Annotated in this window: 18 protein-coding genes and 1 tRNA gene; 12 read left to right on the top strand and 7 right to left on the bottom strand. The window is 64.9% G+C overall.

Annotated features, from left to right (window positions below; genetic code table 11):
- Positions 1-23 precede the first annotated feature (23 nt).
- The 7 genes from ABV518_RS13155 (at position 24) to ABV518_RS13125 (ending at position 7,389) form a co-directional block, all read left to right on the top strand.
- Positions 24-695, top strand: a complete 672-nt coding sequence (locus ABV518_RS13155; protein WP_367767522.1) for a DUF501 domain-containing protein — start codon at positions 24-26, stop codon at positions 693-695.
- Positions 692-1,639 (top strand): exopolyphosphatase, encoded by a 948-nt coding sequence (locus ABV518_RS13150; protein WP_367767521.1) that lies wholly within the window; start codon positions 692-694, stop codon positions 1,637-1,639. The genes ABV518_RS13155 and ABV518_RS13150 overlap by 4 nt, the downstream gene beginning before the upstream one ends.
- A gap of 76 nt (positions 1,640-1,715) precedes the next feature.
- Positions 1,716-3,089: a S8 family serine peptidase gene (locus ABV518_RS13145; protein WP_367767520.1), complete on the top strand. Its 1,374-nt coding sequence runs from the start codon at positions 1,716-1,718 to the stop codon at positions 3,087-3,089.
- A gap of 49 nt (positions 3,090-3,138) precedes the next feature.
- Positions 3,139-4,635, top strand: a complete 1,497-nt coding sequence (locus ABV518_RS13140; RefSeq protein WP_310167542.1) for an FAD-dependent oxidoreductase — start codon at positions 3,139-3,141, stop codon at positions 4,633-4,635.
- A gap of 138 nt (positions 4,636-4,773) precedes the next feature.
- Positions 4,774-5,718 carry an N-acetyltransferase gene (locus ABV518_RS13135; RefSeq protein WP_367767519.1) on the top strand — a complete coding sequence of 315 codons (945 nt, stop codon included), beginning with the start codon at positions 4,774-4,776 and terminating at the stop codon, positions 5,716-5,718.
- Positions 5,719-5,738: 20 nt separating this feature from the next.
- Positions 5,739-5,812 (top strand) — tRNA-Leu (locus ABV518_RS13130).
- Positions 5,813-6,036: 224 nt separating this feature from the next.
- A complete protein-coding gene (locus ABV518_RS13125) occupies positions 6,037-7,389 on the top strand; it encodes an ABC transporter substrate-binding protein (RefSeq protein WP_367767518.1) in 1,353 nt (450 codons plus the stop codon).
- 162 nt (positions 7,390-7,551) lie between these two features.
- On the opposite strand, the gene ABV518_RS13120 is transcribed toward ABV518_RS13125, so the two are convergent.
- From ABV518_RS13120 to ABV518_RS13105, 4 genes are read right to left on the bottom strand one after another with little or no spacing between them, the layout of a single operon-like run.
- Complete coding sequence (locus ABV518_RS13120) at positions 7,552-8,322, bottom strand: ABC transporter ATP-binding protein (RefSeq protein WP_131132693.1); 771 nt, start codon at positions 8,320-8,322, stop codon at positions 7,552-7,554.
- Positions 8,319-9,365: an ABC transporter ATP-binding protein gene (locus tag ABV518_RS13115; protein ID WP_367767517.1), complete on the bottom strand. Its 1,047-nt coding sequence runs from the start codon at positions 9,363-9,365 to the stop codon at positions 8,319-8,321. The genes ABV518_RS13120 and ABV518_RS13115 overlap by 4 nt, the downstream gene beginning before the upstream one ends.
- Complete coding sequence (locus ABV518_RS13110; RefSeq protein WP_367767516.1) at positions 9,362-10,330, bottom strand: branched-chain amino acid ABC transporter permease; 969 nt, start codon at positions 10,328-10,330, stop codon at positions 9,362-9,364. The genes ABV518_RS13115 and ABV518_RS13110 overlap by 4 nt, the downstream gene beginning before the upstream one ends.
- Before the next feature lie 9 nt (positions 10,331-10,339).
- Positions 10,340-11,623 carry a branched-chain amino acid ABC transporter permease gene (locus ABV518_RS13105; RefSeq protein ID WP_207307715.1) on the bottom strand — a complete coding sequence of 428 codons (1,284 nt, stop codon included), beginning with the start codon at positions 11,621-11,623 and terminating at the stop codon, positions 10,340-10,342.
- Positions 11,624-12,124: 501 nt separating this feature from the next.
- On the opposite strand from ABV518_RS13105, the gene ABV518_RS13100 reads away from it, so the two are divergent.
- Entirely contained in the window at positions 12,125-13,045 is a 921-nt protein-coding gene (locus ABV518_RS13100) for a Bax inhibitor-1/YccA family protein (protein ID WP_367767514.1), read from the top strand.
- A 106-nt stretch (positions 13,046-13,151) separates the two neighbouring features.
- On the opposite strand, the gene galK is transcribed toward ABV518_RS13100, so the two are convergent.
- From galK to ABV518_RS13085, 3 genes are read right to left on the bottom strand one after another with little or no spacing between them, the layout of a single operon-like run.
- Positions 13,152-14,339 carry a galactokinase gene (gene galK, locus ABV518_RS13095; RefSeq protein WP_367767513.1) on the bottom strand — a complete coding sequence of 396 codons (1,188 nt, stop codon included), beginning with the start codon at positions 14,337-14,339 and terminating at the stop codon, positions 13,152-13,154.
- On the bottom strand, positions 14,336-15,499 hold the full coding sequence (gene galT / locus ABV518_RS13090) for a galactose-1-phosphate uridylyltransferase (RefSeq protein WP_367767512.1): 1,164 nt from the start codon (positions 15,497-15,499) through the stop codon (positions 14,336-14,338). The genes galK and galT overlap by 4 nt, the downstream gene beginning before the upstream one ends.
- Positions 15,496-16,377 carry a DeoR/GlpR family DNA-binding transcription regulator gene (locus ABV518_RS13085; protein WP_367767511.1) on the bottom strand — a complete coding sequence of 294 codons (882 nt, stop codon included), beginning with the start codon at positions 16,375-16,377 and terminating at the stop codon, positions 15,496-15,498. Before ABV518_RS13085 ends, galT begins: the two co-directional genes overlap by 4 nt.
- Positions 16,378-16,516: 139 nt before the next feature.
- On the opposite strand from ABV518_RS13085, the gene ABV518_RS13080 reads away from it, so the two are divergent.
- The 4 genes from ABV518_RS13080 to ABV518_RS13065 are packed head-to-tail and all read left to right on the top strand — an operon-like array spanning position 16,517 to position 20,743.
- Positions 16,517-17,476 (top strand): aldose 1-epimerase family protein, encoded by a 960-nt coding sequence (locus ABV518_RS13080; protein WP_367767510.1) that lies wholly within the window; start codon positions 16,517-16,519, stop codon positions 17,474-17,476.
- 39 nt (positions 17,477-17,515) lie between these two features.
- Positions 17,516-18,886, top strand: coding sequence for an AI-2E family transporter (locus tag ABV518_RS13075; RefSeq protein ID WP_367767509.1), 1,371 nt, complete (start codon positions 17,516-17,518; stop codon positions 18,884-18,886).
- A gap of 3 nt (positions 18,887-18,889) precedes the next feature.
- A complete protein-coding gene (gene ilvA / locus ABV518_RS13070) occupies positions 18,890-20,128 on the top strand; it encodes a threonine ammonia-lyase (RefSeq protein ID WP_367767508.1) in 1,239 nt (412 codons plus the stop codon).
- A gap of 9 nt (positions 20,129-20,137) precedes the next feature.
- The gene (locus ABV518_RS13065; protein ID WP_367767507.1) at positions 20,138-20,743 is read left to right on the top strand and encodes a rhomboid family intramembrane serine protease; all 606 of its coding nucleotides are present in this window, start codon (positions 20,138-20,140) and stop codon (positions 20,741-20,743) included.
- The last annotated feature ends 68 nt before the right edge of the window (positions 20,744-20,811 follow it).

Genomic DNA, 20,811 nt, shown 5'->3' with positions numbered 1-20,811 from the left:
CGATAGGAAGGATGGCCGCGCCAGTGGAAGAAAACACGGCAACTGCGCCGGAGGAGTCCCGCCAGCCATCAGCACACGATCTCGAAGTACTCAGCCGCCAGCTGGGACGGCCCGTCCGCGATGTTGTGGAGATCCCGGCGCGCTGCGTCTGCGGCAACCCGCTCGTCGCAGCCACCGCCCCGCGGCTTGCCAACGGCACACCGTTCCCCACCACGTTCTACCTGACGCATCCGGTGATCACCTCGGCCGTCTCCCGGCTGGAGGCAGCCGGGCTCATGAACGACATGAATGAGCGGCTGGCCGCGGATGAACCCCTCGCCGCAGCCTACCGGTCCGCACACGACGAGTACCTGGCGGCCAGGGCGGCCATCGGGGAGCGCTCGGGAGTGGGCGCCGTCCCTGAGATCGACGGCATCTCCGCCGGCGGCATGCCAACCCGCGTCAAATGTCTGCACGTCCTGGTGGGGCACTCGCTGGCGGCCGGCCCGGGAGTTAACCCGCTCGGTGATGAGGCCATCGCGGACATCAGCGAATGGTGGACGGCTGAGCGCTGCTATTGCGACGGCGCCTGGGACACTGCGGGAGAGGCCCCGTCCAGGGACCTGAGCAGGCACGGACCCCAGGGGCTGCCCGGCATCGTTGGCCGGCCCGCGCCGGTCCGGAAGTCCGCAGGCACTGCGGAGGCGGCGTTATGAGCCGCGTCGCCGCCATCGACTGCGGCACGAACTCCATCCGCCTGCTGATCGCCGATATCGACCGCAGCAACGGGTCGGCGAAGCTTACCGACGTGGTCCGTGAAATGCGCGTGGTGCGACTGGGTGAGGGCGTGGACGCCACCGGTGAACTCGCCCCTGCCGCGCTGGAACGGACCTTCGCAGCCACGGCGGACTATGCCCGCCTGATCCGCGAGCACGGCGCCGCCAAGGTGCGGTTCGTGGCCACCTCCGCCAGCAGGGATGCCCGCAACCGCCAGGTCTTCGTGGACGGAATCCGCAACCTCCTTGGCGTCGAACCCGAAGTCATCACCGGCGACGAAGAAGCAGCGCTGTCCTTCGCCGGCGCGAGCAGCGTCCTGCCCATCCTTGACGGGAACCAGGTGCTGGTGGTTGACCTGGGCGGCGGAAGCACCGAGTTTGTGCTCGGCACCGCTGACGGCGTCACCGCGGCCAGATCGGTCGACGTCGGCTGCGTCAGGCTGACCGAACGCCACCTCCGGCAGGACCCGCCGACGGCCGAACAGATCGCCGCCGCGGAAGCCGACGTCGACGCCGCCATCACCAGTGCGGGCCTGGACGTTCCGCTCGAACGTGCCACCGCCGTCGTCGGGGTGGCCGGATCGATCACCACCATCACTGCCCACGCAATGCGCCTCCCGGAGTACTCCCCGGATTCCATCCACGGCACCGAGCTGTCCATCGACGACATCCGCCTGGCCGCCACCGACCTGTTGGAAATGCCCAGGGCGGAGCGGGCCGCACTGCCCTACATGCATCCGGGCCGGGTGGACGTAATCGGCGCCGGCGGCCTGGTGTGGCGGCGCATCCTGGAACGGCTCGGCGGGCTCAGCGGCGGCCGGATCGTCACGGCCACCGCCAGCGAACACGATATTCTTGACGGTATTGCCCTGAGCATCAGCTGAGCGGCACACCAGCCCGGCAGTGTCAGTCAGACGCTGCGAGCGGCCCGAGTTCATGCCACCGACCAGGGGACCCCAAATGACCAGAGCAACAGCCCGGCTCCGCCGGACCGCCTCCGCTCTCCTGGCGATGACCCTGGCCGGAGGAAGCCTCGTCACAGGCCTCGCCGTGGCGCCCGCGGCACAAGCTGACGCGGACCGTGACAAGCAGTACTGGCTTGCCGAATCCGGCATCACGAAGGCCTGGGAGGTCTCCAAGGGCGCCGGCGTGAAGGTTGCCGTGATCGACAGCGGCGTGGACGGACAGCATCCGGACCTCAAAGGGGCCGTCGCCGGCGGATTCGATGCCTCGGGATCCGGAAGTCCGGACGGGCAGAAGAGCATCGGCGGCAAACCGGAACACGGCACGCTGGTGGCCACCATGCTGGCCGGCCGCGGCCACCAGCCGGCAAGCGCCACGGCCAGTCCCAGCCCGGCCCCGTCCGGCGCAGGACCTGACGGCATGGTGGGGGTGGCCCCCGAAGCGCAGATCCTGTCTGTCTCGACGTGGCTGGGTTCGGCGAACCCGGCCGGGAAGAGCGACCAGGACCAGATCCCGGAAGCGGTCCGCTGGGCCGTGGACAACGGTGCCAAGGTCATCAACATTTCGCTGGGCAGCACCACGCCCCAGTGGCCACAGAGCTGGGATGCGGCATTCCTGTACGCCGAGCAGAAGGACGTGGTCATTGTGGCCGCCGCCGGCAACCGGGTGGGCGGCAACATCCAGGTGGGTGCCCCTGCCACGATTCCTGGCGTTCTGACTGTTGCCGGGCTGGACCGCAAAGGTGTGGCGAGCGTCGATTCGTCCTCGCAGGGAATCAGCATCGGCGTCGCCGCCCCGGCAGAAAACCTGCTCGGCGGGCTGCCCGGCGGCGGCTACGCCGAATGGGCCGGCACGTCCGGAGCCACGCCCATCGTGGCCGGTGTCGCGGCACTGATCCGGTCAAAGTGGCCGGAGATGAGCGCCAAGCAGGTCATCAACCGCATCGTCACCACTGCCAAGGATGCCGGCGCACCGGGCAAGGACCCGCTCTACGGCTTCGGCGTCCTCAATGCCGAAGCCGCGCTGAAGGATTCCGTTCCGGAGGCCGGCAGCAACCCGCTGGGCTCCATCTCGGACTGGATCCGGGTCCATCGCCGCGGAAACCTGTCAACGCCTGCCCCGGTCCCCACCACAGACATTCCCAGCGCCGTGCCCACCCTGCCCGAGGCCACAGTGCCCGCTGCTGAGGCTCCGTCTCAGCGTGACACTGCCTTCGGCGCCGCCGTCGTCATCGGCTTCGCAGTGCTGTTCATCGTGATCATTGCGGCAGCCGCCATCCAGCTGAGGCGGGCGGCCCGCAATCCCCGCCTCGCCCATGAAGAGCCCGATACAGGAGTCCTCGACGCCGTCGATTCAGGCGGTAAAACGTAGCCCGGATGTAGTTAGTGAAGATTTTCACAAAGTGCTGTATCCTTAAATCATGGCAACCACCCCAGAGCTCCAGGACCGTCCCAGGGTACTCGTCGTCGGCGGCGGGTACGTCGGCCTGTACGTAGCACTCAAACTGCAGAAGAAGATCGCGAATGCCGGTGGCATCGTCACCCTCGTGGATCCCCTGCCCTACATGACCTACCAGCCGTTCCTCCCCGAGGTCGCCGGCGGCAATATCGAGGCCCGCCATGCAGTGGTCTCCCACCGCCAGCACCTCAAGCAGACTGAACTGATCCAGGGCCGCGTCACCTCGATCGACCACGCCAACCGCACCGCCGTTGTGGCCCCTGCGGACGGCGGCGAGAACTTCGAGATTCCCTACTTCGACGTTGTGATGGCCGCTGGCGCCATCACCCGCACCTTCCCCATCAAGGGCCTGGCGGACAAGGGCATCGGCCTGAAGACCATCGAAGAGGCCGTGGCCCTTCGCAACAAGGTGCTGGAGCGCATTGAAGCTGCTTCCACCATCACCGATCCTGCGGCACGCGCCAAGGCACTGACCTTCGTGGTGGTGGGCGGCGGCTTTGCCGGCATCGAATGCATCACCGAGATGGAAGACCTGGCCCGCGCCGCGGTCAAGAACAACCCGCGCATCAGCCAGGAGGAAGTCCGCTTCGTCCTGGTCGAAGCCATGGGCCGCATCATGCCCGAGGTCACGGCCAAGCAGGCTGAATGGGTTGTGGAGCACCTCCGCAGCCGCGGCATCGAGGTCCTCCTGAACACTTCGCTGGACAACGCCGAGGGCTCCATCAAGCTCATCAACCTCCCGGACAAGACCCCGGCGCAGGACTTCGAAGCAGACACCCTGGTCTGGACTGCCGGCGTGCAGGCCAACCCGATGGTCCGCTCCACCGACTTCCCGCTCGAGCCGCGCGGCCGCATCCGCACCCTTCCCGACCTCCGCATCGCGGGGGACGAGGGAATCGTCGAGAACGCCTGGGCTGCCGGCGACCTCGCAGCCGTGCCGGACCTCACCGGAAGTGGCCTGCCGGACGGCACCTGCGTCCCGAACGCCCAGCACGCCCTCCGCCAGGCCAAGCGCCTCGCCAAAAACCTGTGGGCCTCCCGCTGGGACAAGCCGCTGAAGGACTACAAGCACAAGAACCTGGGTGCCGTGGCCGGCTTCGGCGAATGGAAGGGTGTCGCGAACATCAACCTCGTCGGAAGCATCGGCCTCAAGGGCCCGCTGGCCTGGCTGGCACACCGTGGCTACCACGGCATGGCGATGCCCACGTTCGAGCGCAAGTTCCGCGTGATCTTCAACTGGATCATCAGCTTCTTCGCGGGCCGCGACACCACCCAGCTGATCGACCTCGACAACCCGCGTGGTGCGTTCGTGGCAGCAGCCTCCCCGGCTCCCAAGCCCGCTGCCGCACCTGCTGCGCCTGCGGGTTCGCCGGCCGACGCGCCGACGCCGGGGGCTCCCGGAACTGCTGAGAAGACAAAGGTTGACCCCAAGCAGTCAGTCACCGCTGACGCAAAGTAAGGCCAGCGTACCGCCCGGCCTGCAGCTCTAACGCCCGACGGCGGCTGTCCCCTTGTGGGGGATGGCCGCCGTTTGCGTTGGGCAGCCTCCCCGGAGTGCCCTCGCGGCGCGGACGGTCCGCCCTCCTAGACTGGCACCATGACCGGTGAAAAGAACCTCCAGACCCTGCTGGCCTCGATCCACCCCGTCCTGCGGGAGGGGGAGTATGTCTACGTCCTGTGGCCCCACGGCAGGCCGCTCGCGGCCGGTATCGAAGCCGCCGTACGTGAGGCTGAAGGCCTCACCGTCGTCCTGCCCAGGGAAGAAGCGGACCGCCTGGGCCTTGCCTATGATTTCGTGGCAGCGTGGATCACCCTGCAGGTGCATTCGGAACTCGAGGCAGTGGGCCTGACCGCCGCCGTCGGAAAAGCCCTGACCGATGCCCATATCAGCTGCAACGTGCTGGCCGGATTCCATCATGACCACCTGCTGGTACCGGTCGCGGACGCTGCCCGCGCCGTCGAGGTCCTGGCCGAGCTGCAGGCGGAAAGCCGGAACCAGCCCCGGCCGGAGCTGCTCTTGCGTAACGAGACGGAGGCAGACCGCGCCGCCATCCTGGCGCTGACTGCCGATGCTTTTGCCATCTCGCCTGCCACTGGCCTGCCGGCGGAAGGGGAGCCCGTGGAAGTGGCATTGCTCCGGCAGTTGTTCCACTGCGAGGAGTACCTGCCGGAGTTCAGCATTGTGGCCGTGCTCGACGGCGAAGTGGTGGGCCATGTGATCAGTACGCGCGGCTGGGCGGACGGGCATGAGCTGCTGGGGCTGGGGCCGATCGGCGTAACACCCAGGCTCCAGCGGCACGGCATCGGGAGCGCCCTGATGAACGAAACCATCTCGCGGGCGAATGCGGCGGGGGAGAGCGGCATCGCACTTCTGGGAAGCACTGAGTACTATCCGCGCTTCGGTTTTGTGCCGGCCACCTCCCTGGGTGTGCTGCCACCCGAGGAAGTCTGGTCCGATAACTTCCAGCTCCTGCCTCTGGCGGTGTGGCCCGGCGGGGTCCACGGCAAATTCCGGTATGCCGCACCGTTCGACCGGCTGTGACGGGATACCATTGACCGGGCGCCCCAGTAGCCCAATTGGCAGAGGCAGCGGACTTAAAATCCGCGTGTTGCGAGTTCGAGTCTCGCCTGGGGCACAAATTCTTCCACCCGCTGCTCTTTGTTGCGCGGGATCGCGTGTCGTCCTTGACCTCAACGGATCCGCCGGTCCGGAGATTTCGCATATGCAACGACTGTTATAAGGATGTGACCTCAGTCACTTATATCCGTCTGGGATATGCACTAGCTTGAAAGTTAAATCAGGAACACCTGATCATCCGCGTCAAAGGCCGTTCGCACCTTTCGATCCAGGAGATTGTCAATGATTTCACTTTCCCCGGCGGCACCCCGTCTCGCAAAGCTCACAGCGCTTAGCGTCGGCGTCGCCTTTCTGGCTACAGCTTGTGGTGGTACCTCCACGCCGAGCTCGACGGAAACCACCACCGCCCCTGCAGGCGCAATCTCCTGCCCGGCGGGAGACGGTGCCGGTGCCAGCAAGTCAGCCGCCGCTGCTCCCACCGGAGCCGTCCCGGCTTCAACCACTAATAGCCCCGAACCCCTGAAGATCGGCTCGCTGCTGCCGACCACCGGCAACCTCGCCTTCCTCGGGCCGCCCGAAATTGCGGGCGTTGAGCTCGCGAAGAAGGAAATCAATGCTGCGGGCGGCGTGCTCGGCAAGCCGATTGAGGTCACCCACCGCGACTCCGGCGACACCAAGACGGACATTGCCACGCAGTCCACCACGGCGCTGCTCGGCATGGGCGTCAACGCGATTGTCGGCGCAGCGTCCTCCTCGGTATCCAAGACCGTAATCAACCAGATCACCGGCGCTGGAGTAGTCCACTTCTCGCCGGCCAACACGTCCCCGGACTTCACCACCTGGGATGACAAGGGACTCTACTGGCGGACCGCTCCCTCTGACGTGCTCCAGGGCAAGGTGCTCGGCAACTTCATGGCCACTTGTGGCGCCCAGACGGTCGGCATGATCGTCCTGAACGACGCCTACGGCACGGGCCTGGCGAAGAACGTCAAGGCGGCCTTTGAAGCAGCAGGCGGCCAGGTTGTGGCAGAAGAGCTGTACAACACCGGCGACACGCAGTTCAGCAGCCAGATCGACAAGGTCGTGGCAGCCAAGCCGGACGCCATCGTGCTCATCTCCTTTGATGAGGCCAAGAGCATCCTGCCGCTGATCACGGGCAAGGGCGTCAAGTCGGGCCAGCTCTTCCTTGTGGACGGCAACACGTCGGACTACAGCAAGGTCCTCCAGCCCGGAACCATGACCGGGGCGCACGGCACGTTCCCCGGAACGTTCGCCGCTGAGTCCTTCACCAAGGAACTTCTGACGGTGGACCCCGCACTGAAGGACTTCACCTACGGCGGCGAATCGTATGACGCCGTGAACCTGATTGCCCTGGCCGCAGAGTCGGCCAAGAGCGTCAAGGGCGTGGACATCGCCGCGAAGCTGAAGGAGGTGTCGCTGGGTGGCGAGAAGTGCACCACGTACCCGTCGTGCGTCACTCTCCTCCGGAACGGCAAGGACATCGATTATGACGGCCAGTCCGGCCCAGTAACGTTCTCCGACGCCGGTGATCCCACGGAGGCGTACATCGGCATCTACGAGTACACCGCCGAGAACACCCTCAAGCCGGTCAAGTCGGAGTTCGGCAAGCTGTAAGCCGCCTCCGCAGACAGCAAGAAGCCCCCGTCCGATCCACCGGACGGGGGCTTCCTGCTGTCCACAGCTTGGCCGGACCCACCCCGGTGCCCGGCCGGAACAGAAAAGGCCGCTGCCGGCATCATTCGCCGGCAGCGGCCCTTTTGTGCAGGGCGGGTGGAACTAGTCCTGGTCGGCCAGGGTCCCCAGGTAGAGCTGGATGACCTTGGGGTCCTTCATGAGTTCCCTGCCCGTCCCTGTGTAGGCATCCCGTCCCTGGTCAAGGACGTAGCCGCGGTCACAGATCTGGAGGCAGCGGCGCGCGTTCTGTTCCACCATGATCACTGACACGCCGGCCCGGTTGATCTCGTGCACGCGAAGGAACGTTTCATCCTGCTTGACGGGGGAGAGCCCGGCGGAGGGCTCATCGAGCAGCAGGACTGCCGGGTCCATCATGAGTGCCCGGCCCATTGCCACCATCTGGCGCTCACCGCCGGACAGTGAGCCCGCACGTTGGGCCCGGCGCTTCCCGAGTTCAGGGAAGAGGCTGGTGACAAAGTCGAACCGCTCCGCGAAGTCCTTGGGCCGCTGGAACATGCCCATCTGCATGTTTTCCTCAATCGTCAACGCCGCAAAAACGTTGTTGTTCTGAGGTACAAATCCCACGCCCTTGGTGACGAGCTTGTTGGCTTTCAACCCGGTGATGTCCTGCCCGCGCACCACAACAGTGCCGGAGTGGACCTTCACCAGGCCGAACATGGCCTTGAGCAGCGTGGACTTGCCGGCGCCGTTGGGGCCGATGATGCCGATCAGTTCACCCTTGCGGGCTTCGATGCTGCAGCCGTTGAGGATGTTCACGCCCGGGAGATATCCGGCCACAAGGTCCTTAACGGTGACGACTGCGTCATCAGTGGGTGCTGGCTGTGCGGACGGAGCCGTGCTAGTGGCGCTCATTCCGTGCCCCTTTCTTTGAATCCGGGCTTTTCGCGGTCCTCCTGCTTGAGTTCCGGCGCCACAACATCGACGGCAATGATGCCGGCATTTTCCGTGCCCACGATCGATTCTTCGTCAGCCTCAAGTTCAGCCTCGAGCTCCTTGATGCCCTCGGCATCGCCGAGGTCAACGTCGTGGTGGGCGCCGAGATAGGCGTCGATGACTGCGGGGTTCTTCATAACATCGCCGGGTGGGCCTTCGGCCACCACCTTGCCCTCGGCCATGACCACCACCCAGTCGGCGATATGGCGGACCATGTGCATGTCATGCTCAACAAACAGCACCGTCATCCCCTCGGATTTGAGGTTTTTGATGTGGTCCAGGAGTGACTGGGTGAGCGCAGGGTTGACCCCGGCCATTGGTTCGTCCAGCATCACCAGCTTGGGACGCACCATCAGCGACCTGGCCATCTCGAGGAGCTTTCGCTGCCCTCCCGACAACGACGCGGCGTAGTCGTCCTTCTTGGCGTCCAGCTTGAATTTCTCCAGCAGTACTTCAGCCTGGGCAGTGATCTCCTTTTCCCTGACGCCCCAAATGTTCTTGAAGAGGGCTTTGGACAGGCTTTCGCCGGGCTGGTTGGACGCGCCGAGGCGCATGTTCTCCATGACCGTCAGCTTGCCCATCACCTTGGTGAGCTGGAAGGTGCGGACCATGCCCATTCGGGCCACCTTGTACGAGGAGACTCCGGCCAGGCTGTTGCCTTCGAACTGCCACTTCCCGGAGTTTGGGGTATCGAAGCCGGTCAACAGGTTGAAGAGCGTTGTTTTGCCGGCGCCGTTGGGGCCGATCAGCGCCGTGATTTTATGGCGCGGGATTTCGAGGTACTCCACGTCCACGGCGTTGATGCCGCCAAAGCTGCGGGTGACGTTTTCGGCCACCACGATGGGATCGCGTTTCTTGCAGCCGGGTGCGGTTTCGCCGAGGGCGATGGGCCGCTGGTCGGTCATGTAGTCGACGTTGTCCTCCGCGGAACCCGCGGCAGGATTTTCGCTGTGCTTGCTCATGCGAACGCCAGCTCCTTTTTATTACCAAAGACGCCCTGGGGCCTGTAAATCATCAGCAGCATCAGGGCGATGCCTACGAGGATGTAACGCAACTGCCCGGCCTGGACGGTGTTGAGCCATGTGACTGCCCCGGATTCGATCAGGCCGTAGAGGATTCCCTGGGTCAGCGACAGCACCACCCAGAAGATCATGGCGCCGACCACGGGGCCCAGGACGGTGCCCAGCCCGCCGAGGAGCAGGCAGGTGTAGAGGAAGAAGGTGAGTTCGGTGCCGTAGTTGGCTGGCTGCACCGACCCGCGGGGGAGTGTAAAGACCATGCCTGCCAGGGCGCCAAGGACACCGCCGATGATCAGGGCCTGCATTTTGTAGGAGTACACGTTCTTTCCCAGGGACCTGACCGCGTTCTCATCTTCGCGGATGCCCTTGAGGACGCGTCCCCAGGGGCTCCGCATCAGGAGCCACACCAGGAGGCAGCAGATGATCACAACGCTCCAGGCGACCACGCGGATGAAGAAATCGCGATTGTTCATCCCCAGGTAGGACCCCTCGGGGAACGGGTTCATGGCGTAGAACCCGATCTCGAAGGCGGCGAGTCCGTCGGCTGAGCCGGTGACATCGGTGAGCTGGTTCGTGGTGACGATGTAGCGGACGATCTCTGCCGCCGCGATGGTGACAATGGCGAGGTAGTCGGCCCGCAGCCGGAGTGTGGGTATGCCCAGCAGCAGGGCGAAGATGGCAGAGCAGACCACCGCGATGAGCAGCCCCACAAAGAACGGGACACCAAAGGTGAGCGTCGAGATGGCGAAGCCGTAGGCGCCGACCGCCATAAAACCGGCCTGCCCGAAGTTCAGCAGCCCGGAGTAGCCGAAGTGGACGGCCAGGCCCAGCGCGGCAAGTGCGTACGCTGCGGTTGTTGGAGTGAAAATTTCGCCGAAGGCGCTGGCAAGGATGAATCCAAAGTCCATGTCCGTCTCCTAACCCACGCGCTCGCGACGGCCCAGGATGCCCTGGGGCCGGAACAAGAGGACAACAATCATGATGAAAAGTGCTCCCACATATTTGAGGTCTGCAGCAAGGCCGACGACGGTAGTCAGCTCGACGAAGATGCCGACGATGATGGACCCGATCAGTGCGCCCCAGACGGTTCCGAGGCCGCCGAGGGTGACGCCGGCAAAGATGAGCAGCAGGAGCTGTGACCCCATGTCGAACGTGACGCCGGGGCGGTAGTAGGCCCAGAGAATGCCGCCCAGGGACGCCAGCATGCCGCCGGCCACCCAGACGATGCGGATGACGTTGTCCACGTCGATCCCGGATGCGGCTGCCAGGGCGGGATTGTCAGCCACTGCCCTGGTTGCCTTGCCGAGCCGGGTCTTGAGCAGGATAACGCCGAGGATGGCGATGACGACGGCACTGATGACCAGTGACCAGAGGTTGTTGGGGGAGATGGACACCGGGCCCAGTTGGATTTCCGGACTCTGTGCGAACGGCAGCTGCTGCGTGGCGCCACCGAAGTTGAACTGGATGATGTACCGCACGGCCAAAGCGAGACCGATGCTGACAATCATCATCGGGACCAGCCCGGTGCCACGGTGCCTCAGCGGCTTCCACAGCCCCGCGTCCTGGACGTAGCCAAAGAGGCCGCCGCCAAGCAGCGCCAAAACGATGGCCAGCCAGAAGGGCATTCCAACCGCGTTGAACGTAAACACCAGGACCGCGCCGAGCGTGACCATCTCGCCATGGGCGAAGTTTGTCAGGCCGGTGGTGCCGAATATGAGCGATAGCCCCACTGCCGCCAAGGCCAGCAAGAGGCCAAAGCTAAGACCCGCCACGAGGCGGTTCAGGAGGTTTTGTCCGAAGTCCTGCTGTTGGACGACAATGCCTTTGCCGAAAGCGAAAATGACTGAAAGGTTCGACGTCTGGCTGAAGGTCACTGAGCGGGGGTTTTCCTGGCCATCGGCCAGCTTGATCCCTTCCGGCAGGGTGGACTCATCCAGCTCGATTTCATACGTACCCTGTTCGGGGACTCCGATGTTCCACGAGCCGTTCGCAGCCGACTTCGTGGTCCCGGTGAAGTCGCCGCTCTTGGCCGTGACCGTAACATTTGCAAGCGGTGCCCGGGTGTCATCCCGAAGGAACCCGCTGATGTTGTTCTGGAAAGTCGTATTCGACGGGGATGGTGTCGGTGACGGGGAAGTGGCCAGTGATGCCGGTGCAACGACGAGCAGGATTGCCATGACGGACGCAGAGATGGCCCCCATCATTCTCAGCAATCCGGCGCGCCGCCGGTGCGGCAGGCCTTTGGATGTACTTCTCAAATTGAAAAACCTCCACTTGGGGGTGGTCTCGGCTGCGCCATTGCAACCGCTGCGAACGTAGCCGGGACAGACAGTGATGCGGTACTGACATCGGGAAACGCTGTCAATCTGTGATTTCCGTCACCCGGCTTGGCCTTATGTTACAGCGCCCAGGGCGCAATAAATGCCGCCAAAAGCGGCCGCGGGGTCGCGATCGGATAACAACTGTGTAGCGGCGCACCCGCCCATCTTTAGCATTCCTAAAGAAACTTTTGTTGATCCCCGGTATTTCTTAACAGTTGGCTGGCGGCGATTGGCGAGGGGACGTGTCCGGAAGGCAACGCCCCATGTCACAGTTGGGTTGCGGCCACAACGGCGGGGAACTTTTGGCGGCGCCAGTCCGTGGAAATTGGTAACGTGAATCATAAGGTTCAACACCGACCCCTTACTTGGAGGACACCAGCAATGGCACTTGGCGGAAACCCGATCTTCAACGGAAAGAATTTCCGTGGAGCAACGCAGGCGCCGCCTGTCCCGCAGGCGCCCTACGGGCAGGCGCCTTACGGCCAGCAGCCCTATGGCCAGCCCTACGGGCAGCAGTCGTATGGCCGCGCGCCCGGCCAGGTCATGGACGGCCAGGGCGGCTACGCCCAGCAAAACATGACCAACGAGCAGTTGCAGCAGATGTACAACCAGCCGGCTGCGGGTCCCGCGGACACCGGCCGGATGACCTACGACGACGTCATCGTCAAGACGGCCGCCTGCCTCGGAGTGCTGCTCGTCGGTGCCGCAGTGACATTGTTTGTCAGCATGGGACTCGCGAGCCTGCTGATGATCGTCGGCGCCCTGGGCGGCTTCGTCCTGGCGCTCGTCAACACGTTCAAGAAGCAGCCGTCGCCGGCCCTGATCTTGGCCTATGCAGGCCTCGAGGGTCTTTTCCTCGGCGGACTGACCCGCGTCCTGGACACCATGTACCCCGGTGTTGGGCTCCAGGCTGTCATCGGCACGCTGTCCGTCTTCACCGTGACGCTGCTCCTGTTCAAGAGCGGCAAGGTCCGGGCTACCCCCAAGGCCATGAAGTTCTTTATGATCGCTTTGGCCGGCTATGCCCTGTTCTCCCTGGTTAACCTCGTCATGATGATGACGGGCCTGACCACTGAGCCCTTCGGTCTGCGCAGCGGCATCATTGGCGTGGCCATCGGCATCCTTGCCATCGGCCTGGCCGCGTTCTCCCTGGTCATGGACTTCACCAGCATCGAGGCCGGCGTCCAGAGCGGCGCTCCGCAGCGCTTCTCCTGGACCGCAGCGTTTGGCCTGACCGTCACCCTCGTGTGGCTCTACGTCGAGATCATCCGTTTGCTCGCCATCCTGCGCGGCGACGACTAGCACCCAAGCCGGCGTCCGCCGTCGTCATTCCAACACAAAGGAGAGGGTCCCCGCCTGGTGCATATTGCACCGGCGGGGACCCTCTCCTCTTGTGTCTGGAGGCGCCCTACGAAAGGCGCATTGCTCCGGCGGCCGGAGTGACAGTGAAGATGTCAGGTGCCTTGTATCCGGCCTCCGCGAAAGCGCGTTCGACGGCGGCGCGCACCTGGTTCTCTACGTCCACCGGGGTGAGCGCAATGGCCGCCCCGCCAAAGCCGCCGCCGGTCATCCGGGCGCCGATCGCCCCGTTGGCACGCGACGCCGCTACGGCCAGGTCAAGTTCCGGACAGGAGATTTCGAAGTCGTCCCGCATAGAGGCGTGGCTGGCATCCAGCAGGGCGCCGATGGAGCCAGGTCCCTCGCTCGCCAGCAGCTCGACCGTCTGTAGCACACGGTCATTTTCGGTCACCACGTGGCGTACACGCCGGTAGGTGACCCCGTCCAGAAGCCCGGCGGCTTCTTCGAGATCGTCCACCCGGACGTCGCGGAGCGCCTTGACGCCCAGGACCTCGGCACCCAGTTCGCAGGAGGCCCGGCGGGAGGCGTAACCTCCGTCGGCATGGGAGTGGGAGACCTTGGTGTCGATCACCAGCATCACCAGGCCGGCAGGCTCGGCTTCAAAGGGAACCAGCTGGATACTCTGATCGCGGCAATCAAGGAACACTGCGTGACCCTTGGAGCCGCGCAGTGACGCCGACTGGTCCATGATGCCCGTGGGGGCGCCAACGAAGTCGTTTTCCGCCCGCTGGGTGGCGAGGACCATTTCTTCGGGTTCGAGCGCGGCGCCCGTCAGGTCGTTGAGGGCTGAGATGACCGCGCACTCGATGGCGTGGGATGAGGAAAGGCCGGCGCCGAGGGGGACATTGGAATCAAGCAGCAGGTCCAGGCCCGGAACTGCGATTCCGCGCTCCTGCAGGGCCCAGATGACACCGAGCGGATACTTCGTCCAGCCTTTGGCAGCAGCGGCGTCCAAGGTGCCGAGGTCGGCACTGACGACGCCCTGGTCCCCGTAGGTGGACAGGAGCCGGATCGCGGAGTCCGCCCTGGCTGCGATGGCCACGCGGGCCGTCTTGTCGATCGCGAACGGAAGCACGAAGCCTTCGTTGTAGTCGGTGTGTTCGCCGATCAGGTTGACGCGGCCCGGTGCCTGCCAGACGCCGTCGGGAAGCCTGCCGAACTCCCGCTCAAAGCGGGCGGCAAGGTCCGCCGCGCTGGGCGGTGCCTGTGTTGTCAGCGGATCGGGTGCGGCGCTCACGCGTGTGCTCCTTCAGATAGGGCCCCCAGGGGGAGGGCTGTAGTGGCGGGTGCGGACTCCGGGACGGTCACGGCGCGGAGCCGCTCTGCCACGCTTTCGGGGGTGGTGTCGTTGATGAAGGCGCCCATCGCGGCTTCGGATCCTGCCAGGTACTTGAGCTTGTCAGCCGCCCGGCGCGGTGACGTCAACTGGAGGTGCAGGTAGCTGGCAGGGCGCAGGAGGTCATCGAGCGGGGCCTGGTGCCATGCCGAGATGTACGGTGTGGGAGTGGGGTAAAGGGCATCGAGCCGTTTGAGCAGATCCAGGTACACGTGCGCCAGTTCGTCCTTTTCCTCCCCGCTCAGGGCAGCCAGGTCGGGCACCTGCCGGTGCGGCACCAGGTGGATCTCGAGCGGCCAGCGGGCGGCGAAGGGAACGTAGGCGCTGAAGTTTTCACCCTCCATCACCATCCGGCTCCCGTCCTCCCGTTCGGACCGCAGCAGCGACCCCGTGAGGGTCTGCCGCCCGTCCGACTTATCGTAAAACTTCCGTGCCGCGGCGCCGAGGACCCCTGCCCTGGGTGTGACGTACGGGTACGCGTAGATCTGCCCGTGGGGGTGGTGAAGGGTCACACCGATGTCAGCACCACGGTTTTCAAACGGGAACACCTGCTTGATTCCCGCCAGGCTGCTGAGCGCTTCGGTGCGGTGTGCCCACGCCTCCACCACTGTCCGCGCCCGGGCCTCGCTCAGTCCGCTGAACGATCCGGTATGGTCCGGGGTGAATGACACCACTTCGCAGCGCCCGTACGCCGGGCCGGTGGTTCCCCATTCAGGGGCGTCCGATACGGGTCCCACGGCGGGTCCCAGGGAGGGGAACCGGTTTTCAAACACCACAACGTCGTAGTCCCGCGCTGGTATCTCTGAGGGATTGTTCGCTGTGGTGGGGCAGATGGGGCACTGGTCCGCAGGCGGCAGGTGCGTTCGGGCCTGTCGGTGGGCGGCCACGGCCACCCATTCGTCCGTGAGGGCATCGAACCGTACTTCGCCTGGCTCGCCACGCTCCGGCAGGGGCCGGCGGTCAGTTGTGGTTTCCGCGGTGCGCGGCTTCGGCGTTGCTGCGTCGTCGAAATAGATCAGCTCCCGGCCGTCGGAAAGCTTGGTGCTGGTGATACCTGTCATAGAGTTTTTCCTTTGGGTGCTGGTGGCTGGGATTGCCGTGTGTCGCGGTCCGCGTGGGCGGTGGCTGGTTCCGCAGGCCGGTCCCGGCCGTCTGGAATCCTTACCTTCCGGACTTCGGGAATGTCTTGTCGGAGGGCAGCCTCGGAGGCCGGGCTGAGTCCACTGTCCGTCACCAGCGTGTGGATGGCGGACAGTGGGCATATGCCGGCCAGGCCAATAAGGCCGTACTTGCTGGAATCCGCGAGGACAACGAGCTTTCCGGATGCTTTGACCATGGCGGCGTTGACCTCGGTTTCGAGGAGGTTGGGCGACGTCAGTCCGGCGTGGGGATCCAGCCCGTGGGCGCCCATAAAGCAAAGATCGGCGGAAATGGTGCTGACTGCCCGGACGGTCAGTGGCCCCACGAGCGCCTCGGATGGTGTCCGTTCCCCGCCGAGTACCAGAGTGCGGATGCCCCCGTCCTCCCCGGCGGGATCAGCAGCGGCGAGCGAGTTGGCCACCATGACCGAGTTGGTGGCTACGGTCAGATCGAAGTTCCGCGGCAACATCCGGGCCAGTTCAAACGTGGTGGTGCCGCCCGAGATAAGCAGAGTCATTCCGGGCCGGACCAGGCTCAGGGCTTCTGCGGCGATGGCAGCCTTGGCGGGCAGCCCCCGTGTGGACTTGCTGGCAAACCCGGGTTCCAGTGCGCTGAAGCTGTCCGTCCTGGCCGCTCCGCCATGGACGCGCAGGACGAATCCGCCGGCGTCGAGGACATCGATGTCCCGGCGGATGGTCATTTCGGAGACGTCCAGGCGCGCAGCCAGGGTGGCCACCCGCACTGTTCCCTCGCTGTGGACCTCCTGGAGGATCAGGTGTTGCCGTTGTGCCGCGAGCATCAGATCCTCCTTCCTGCCGTGCGTCGCCGTCGTCCTCACAATTGTTGCATGCTTCGCTCAAAAAAGAATAGTTTCAAACAAAAGATAACAATTTCCGGGTGTTGGGACTGCTGGCACAGCGCCATGTACGGTGGTGCCCATGACAAATGGTTCAATCCCGGATACCAGCGCCCCCTCCGAGTTCCGGGCGTACGCCAGCGGGCGGCAGTACGAGCTCAGGCGCGGTGACGCGCTCGCCGTCATTACCGAGCTGGCCGCCGGCCTGAGGCTCTACAGCAGGGCCGGTGTGCAGCTGACCGAGACCTACGGCGACGGTGAGATTTCCCCCGGAGCCGCCGGCATCACCCTCGCCCCATGGGCCAACAGGGTGGAGGACGGTGCCTGGTACCTCGACGGCAAGAAACAGCAACTGGACATCACCGAGGTTTCCCGGAACAACGCGAGCCACGGACTCCTCCGGAACGCCGCCTACAGCCTGGTGGACGAATCACAGTACTCCGTCACCCTCGAAGCGACGGTCTTCCCCCAGCATGGCTACCCGTTCCTGGTCCGGCACCGCGTGCAGTACCTGCTGGCCGAGGACCTCGGCCTGGTGGTCCGGCAAACACTGGCCAATGATTCCAAGGCGCCTGCCCCCTTCGTCCTGGGCGCCCACCCCTACCTCCGGCTCGGCGACACGGACCTGGACGAACTGCTGCTGACGGTGTCCGCAGACACCCGGCTTGTCGCCGATGAGCGGCTGATTCCACGCAGCGCGGAACCGGTCAGCGCAGACACGGACCTCCGGGCGGGCCGGCGGGTGGGAAACCTGGACATCGACGTCGCCCTGACGGACCTAACCTTCGACGGCGGGGTGGCCCGCCACACGCTGACCGCCCCGGACGGCCGCGGGGTCAGCCTGTGGCAGGACGAAACGTGCGGCTACGTCCATGTCTTCGTCACCACGGAGTTCCCCGGCAGGGCGCGGGCCGTGGCGATCGAGCCCATGACGGGACCTGCCAATGCGTTCAACTCCGGTGACGGACTCCGCTGGCTTTCACCGGGTGACAGCTTCACCATGGCCTGGGGGATTGACGCCACCGTGGGACATGCCGGGTAGCGGTTTCCCATAACCCCGCGGCTGGGGAAGTATTAGGCTATGACGCCAGCCGAGGACGCCACCCCGACCCACCGATCCGCCATCCCACAGCAAGGCAGGCCCGCGGCAGACGCTGCAGGCCGTCCCGACGCTGTCCCGCCGCTGCGCGTGCTGGCGGACCGCGAACTGGACCGCGACATCCCTTACGGTGTCCGCATCGCGGCGTCATGGGCGTGGCGGCTGGGACTGATCCTGTTGGTGGGGGGCGCGTTGATCTGGCTCCTCAGCCGGATCAGTTTCCTCATCATTCCTGTTATGGTTGCGGCCCTGCTGGCCGGGCTCCTCAGCCCCATCGTCGGCTGGCTCAGGAACCGCCGCCTTCCGAACGGCGCCGCCGTGGCCATCACCGTCCTGGGCTTCCTCGGGCTCATTGGCGGGTCCCTGGCGCTGGTGGGACGGCAGCTTGTGGCCGGGTTCAGCGAGCTGTGGAGCGAGGCACTGGCGGGGATCCAGCAGATCCAGGGGTGGCTTGCGGATGGGCCGCTTCACCTTTCTGCTGCCCAGATCGACCAGTATCTGCAGGAGGCAACAGCCGCGCTGCAGAACAACAGCAGCAGCATCCTGAGCGGCGCCCTGTCTTTTGGGAGTACTGCCGGTCACTTTGCCGCCGGACTTGTCCTCGCGTTGTTTGTCCTGATCTTCTTCCTCCTTGAAGGTGACCGGATCTGGGCGTTCCTGGTCCGGCTGCTGCCGAGGAAAGCCCGCGCCGCCTCCTTTGGGGCAGGCCGCAAGGGCTGGGCTTCCATGGTCAGCTATGCCCGTATCCAGATGTTCGTGGCTTTTGTGGACGCCGTGGGAATCGGAGTGGGTGCCGCCATCATCGGAGTTCCGCTGGCGCTCCCGCTGGGTGTTCTGGTCTTCATGGGCTCCTTCATCCCCATTGTCGGCGCCCTGGTGACCGGAGCCGTGGCTGTGCTTCTCGCTCTCGTGGCCAACGGCTGGGTCAATGCCCTCGTCATGCTGGGAATCGTGCTGCTCGTCCAGCAGCTGGAAAGCCATATCCTGCAGCCGCTCGTGATGGGCAAGGCCGTGGCCCTGCATCCCGTCGCCGTGATCCTGGCCGTGGCGGCCGGTTCCTACCTCGCCGGAATCCCCGGTGCCCTGTTCTCCGTCCCCATCCTGGCTGTAGCAAACTCGGCGATTCGCTACATCGCCGGCAGAACGTGGGAACATGAACAAGTGCTGGCAACCCCCGGAGGGCCGGTGACGGTTGGCGCCGGCGAGGACAACACCTTCAAGGATGTCCGACTGCCCGGCCGCAAGCCCAGGAGCGGCAAGGAAGCTGCAGCCAGCACAAACGCACACAATCCGGAGGCCCAGGCCGGCACCGCAGGCCAGGGCACCGGAGCAGAATCCGTCAAAGGAGAATAGTCCGTGAACATCCTCGAAACCCTTCCCGTCACGCTGGACGATGTCCTGGAGGCGCAGAAGCTGCTTGAGGGGATTATTACCCGGACACCTGTGGAATCGTCGCGTGCCCTCGGCACCATGGTGGGCGGGGAAGTCTTTTTCAAGTGTGAAAACCTGCAGCGGGCCGGATCATTCAAGGTCCGGGGAGCCTATGTCCGGATGGCGCGGCTGTCCCCGGAGGAAAAGAAGCGCGGGGTTGTTGCGGCCTCCGCCGGCAACCACGCCCAAGGTGTGGCTGTTGCGGCCAAAAGCCTCGGCATCAAGGCACGCATCTACATGCCGTTGGGTGTGGCTCTCCCCAAGCTGGCAGCTACCCGCAGCCACGGCGCGGAGGTGATCCTGCACGGCCATAATGTTGACGAGGCGCTGGCTGAGGCGCAGCGCTACGCGAATGAATCCGGAACCGTTTTTGTCCACCCCTTCGATAACGTGGACGTGGTGGCAGGCCAGGGCACCATCGGCCTGGAAATCCTTGAGCAGGTCCCCAACGTCGACACCATCCTCATGGGCGTTGGCGGCGGTGGCCTGCTGGCCGGCGTCGCGGTAGCCGTGAAGGCCCGTGCCCGTGAACTGGGACGGGAAATCCGCATCATTGGCGTCCAGGCGGAGAACGCAGCCGCGTACCCGCCGTCGCTGGCGGCCGATGCCCTCGTTCCGCTGAAGAAGGTCTCCACCATGGCCGACGGCATCGCCGTGGGCCGGCCCGGCCAGCTGCCGTTCAGCATCATCCGCGAGCTGGTCGACGATGTGGTCACAGTCAGCGAAGATTCGCTGGCCCGCGCGCTGATTTTCCTGCTCGAACGCGCCAAGCTGGTGGTGGAGCCCGCCGGCGCCGTCGGGGTTGCCGCCCTGATGGATGGCAAGATCGAGAATCCCGGTACCACGGCGGTAATCCTGTCCGGCGGCAACATCGACCCCATGCTCATGCTGAAGGTCATCCAGCGCGGCCTGTCCGCCGCCGGCCGTTACATGACCGTACGGATGATGCTGGATGACAGGCCGGGTTCCCTGGCCACCATCGCCAGGATCATCGCCGAGAACGATGCCAACGTGACAGGGCTCGACCACACGCGGGTAGGCGGCTCCATCAGTATGGGAGACGTGTCCATCACCGTGAATCTTGAAACCAAGGGACATGAGCACTGCGAGCAGGTCCTCGGAGCACTCCGGGCCGAGGGCTTCCAGCCCATCGTGGTGCATTAAGGGGCAGTCATGCTTGATGCACTGGGGGACGGAAGGCCAAGAAGCCGCGAAACGACGGCGTCCCGCGCCAAGGGCGGGATCCTGGTGGTGGGCGGATTCGTCGTCGCCCTGTTTGTGATCGAGATCGTCAATATGCTGACCCTCCATTCGCTGAACAGGACGTTCGGACTGCGGCCGCGGAGCCTGGACGGGCTCCTGGACATCTTCACGTTCCCCCTGCTGCACGCGAGCCTGAACCACCTGCTCTCAAACACCCTGCCGCTGATCATCTTCGGATTCCTGGTATTTCTGTCCGGACTGAGGGTGTTCGTGACGGCGCTGGCATTCAGCTGGCTGGGTTCCGGGCTGACAGTTTGGCTGATCGGCGACGGCGGAGTGACCGTGGGCGCATCCGGACTGGTCTTCGGACTCTTCGCGTTCCTGCTGGTGCGGGGATTCTTTAATCACAGCTGGCGCCAGATCCTGCTGGCCGTCGTTCTGTTCATGGTCTACGGCAGTATCCTGCTGGGCGTCCTGCCCTTCGTCGCGGGATACATCTCGTGGCAGGCGCACCTGGGCGGGGCCGTGGGTGGAGTGGCGGCTGCATTGCTGATGCGGCCCCGGCGCGGAGTATAGGAATACCTGGGCAGACGTAAGCAGACGTAAAGAGCCGGCCACCTTACGGTGACCGGCTCTTTACGTGA

This window comes from Arthrobacter sp. HS15c (genome assembly GCF_040812005.1).
Lineage (GTDB): Bacteria > Actinomycetota > Actinomycetes > Actinomycetales > Micrococcaceae > Arthrobacter.
The sequence above is the reverse complement of the archived record's forward strand: the minus strand, read 5'-3'. Positions and strand labels throughout refer to the sequence as shown.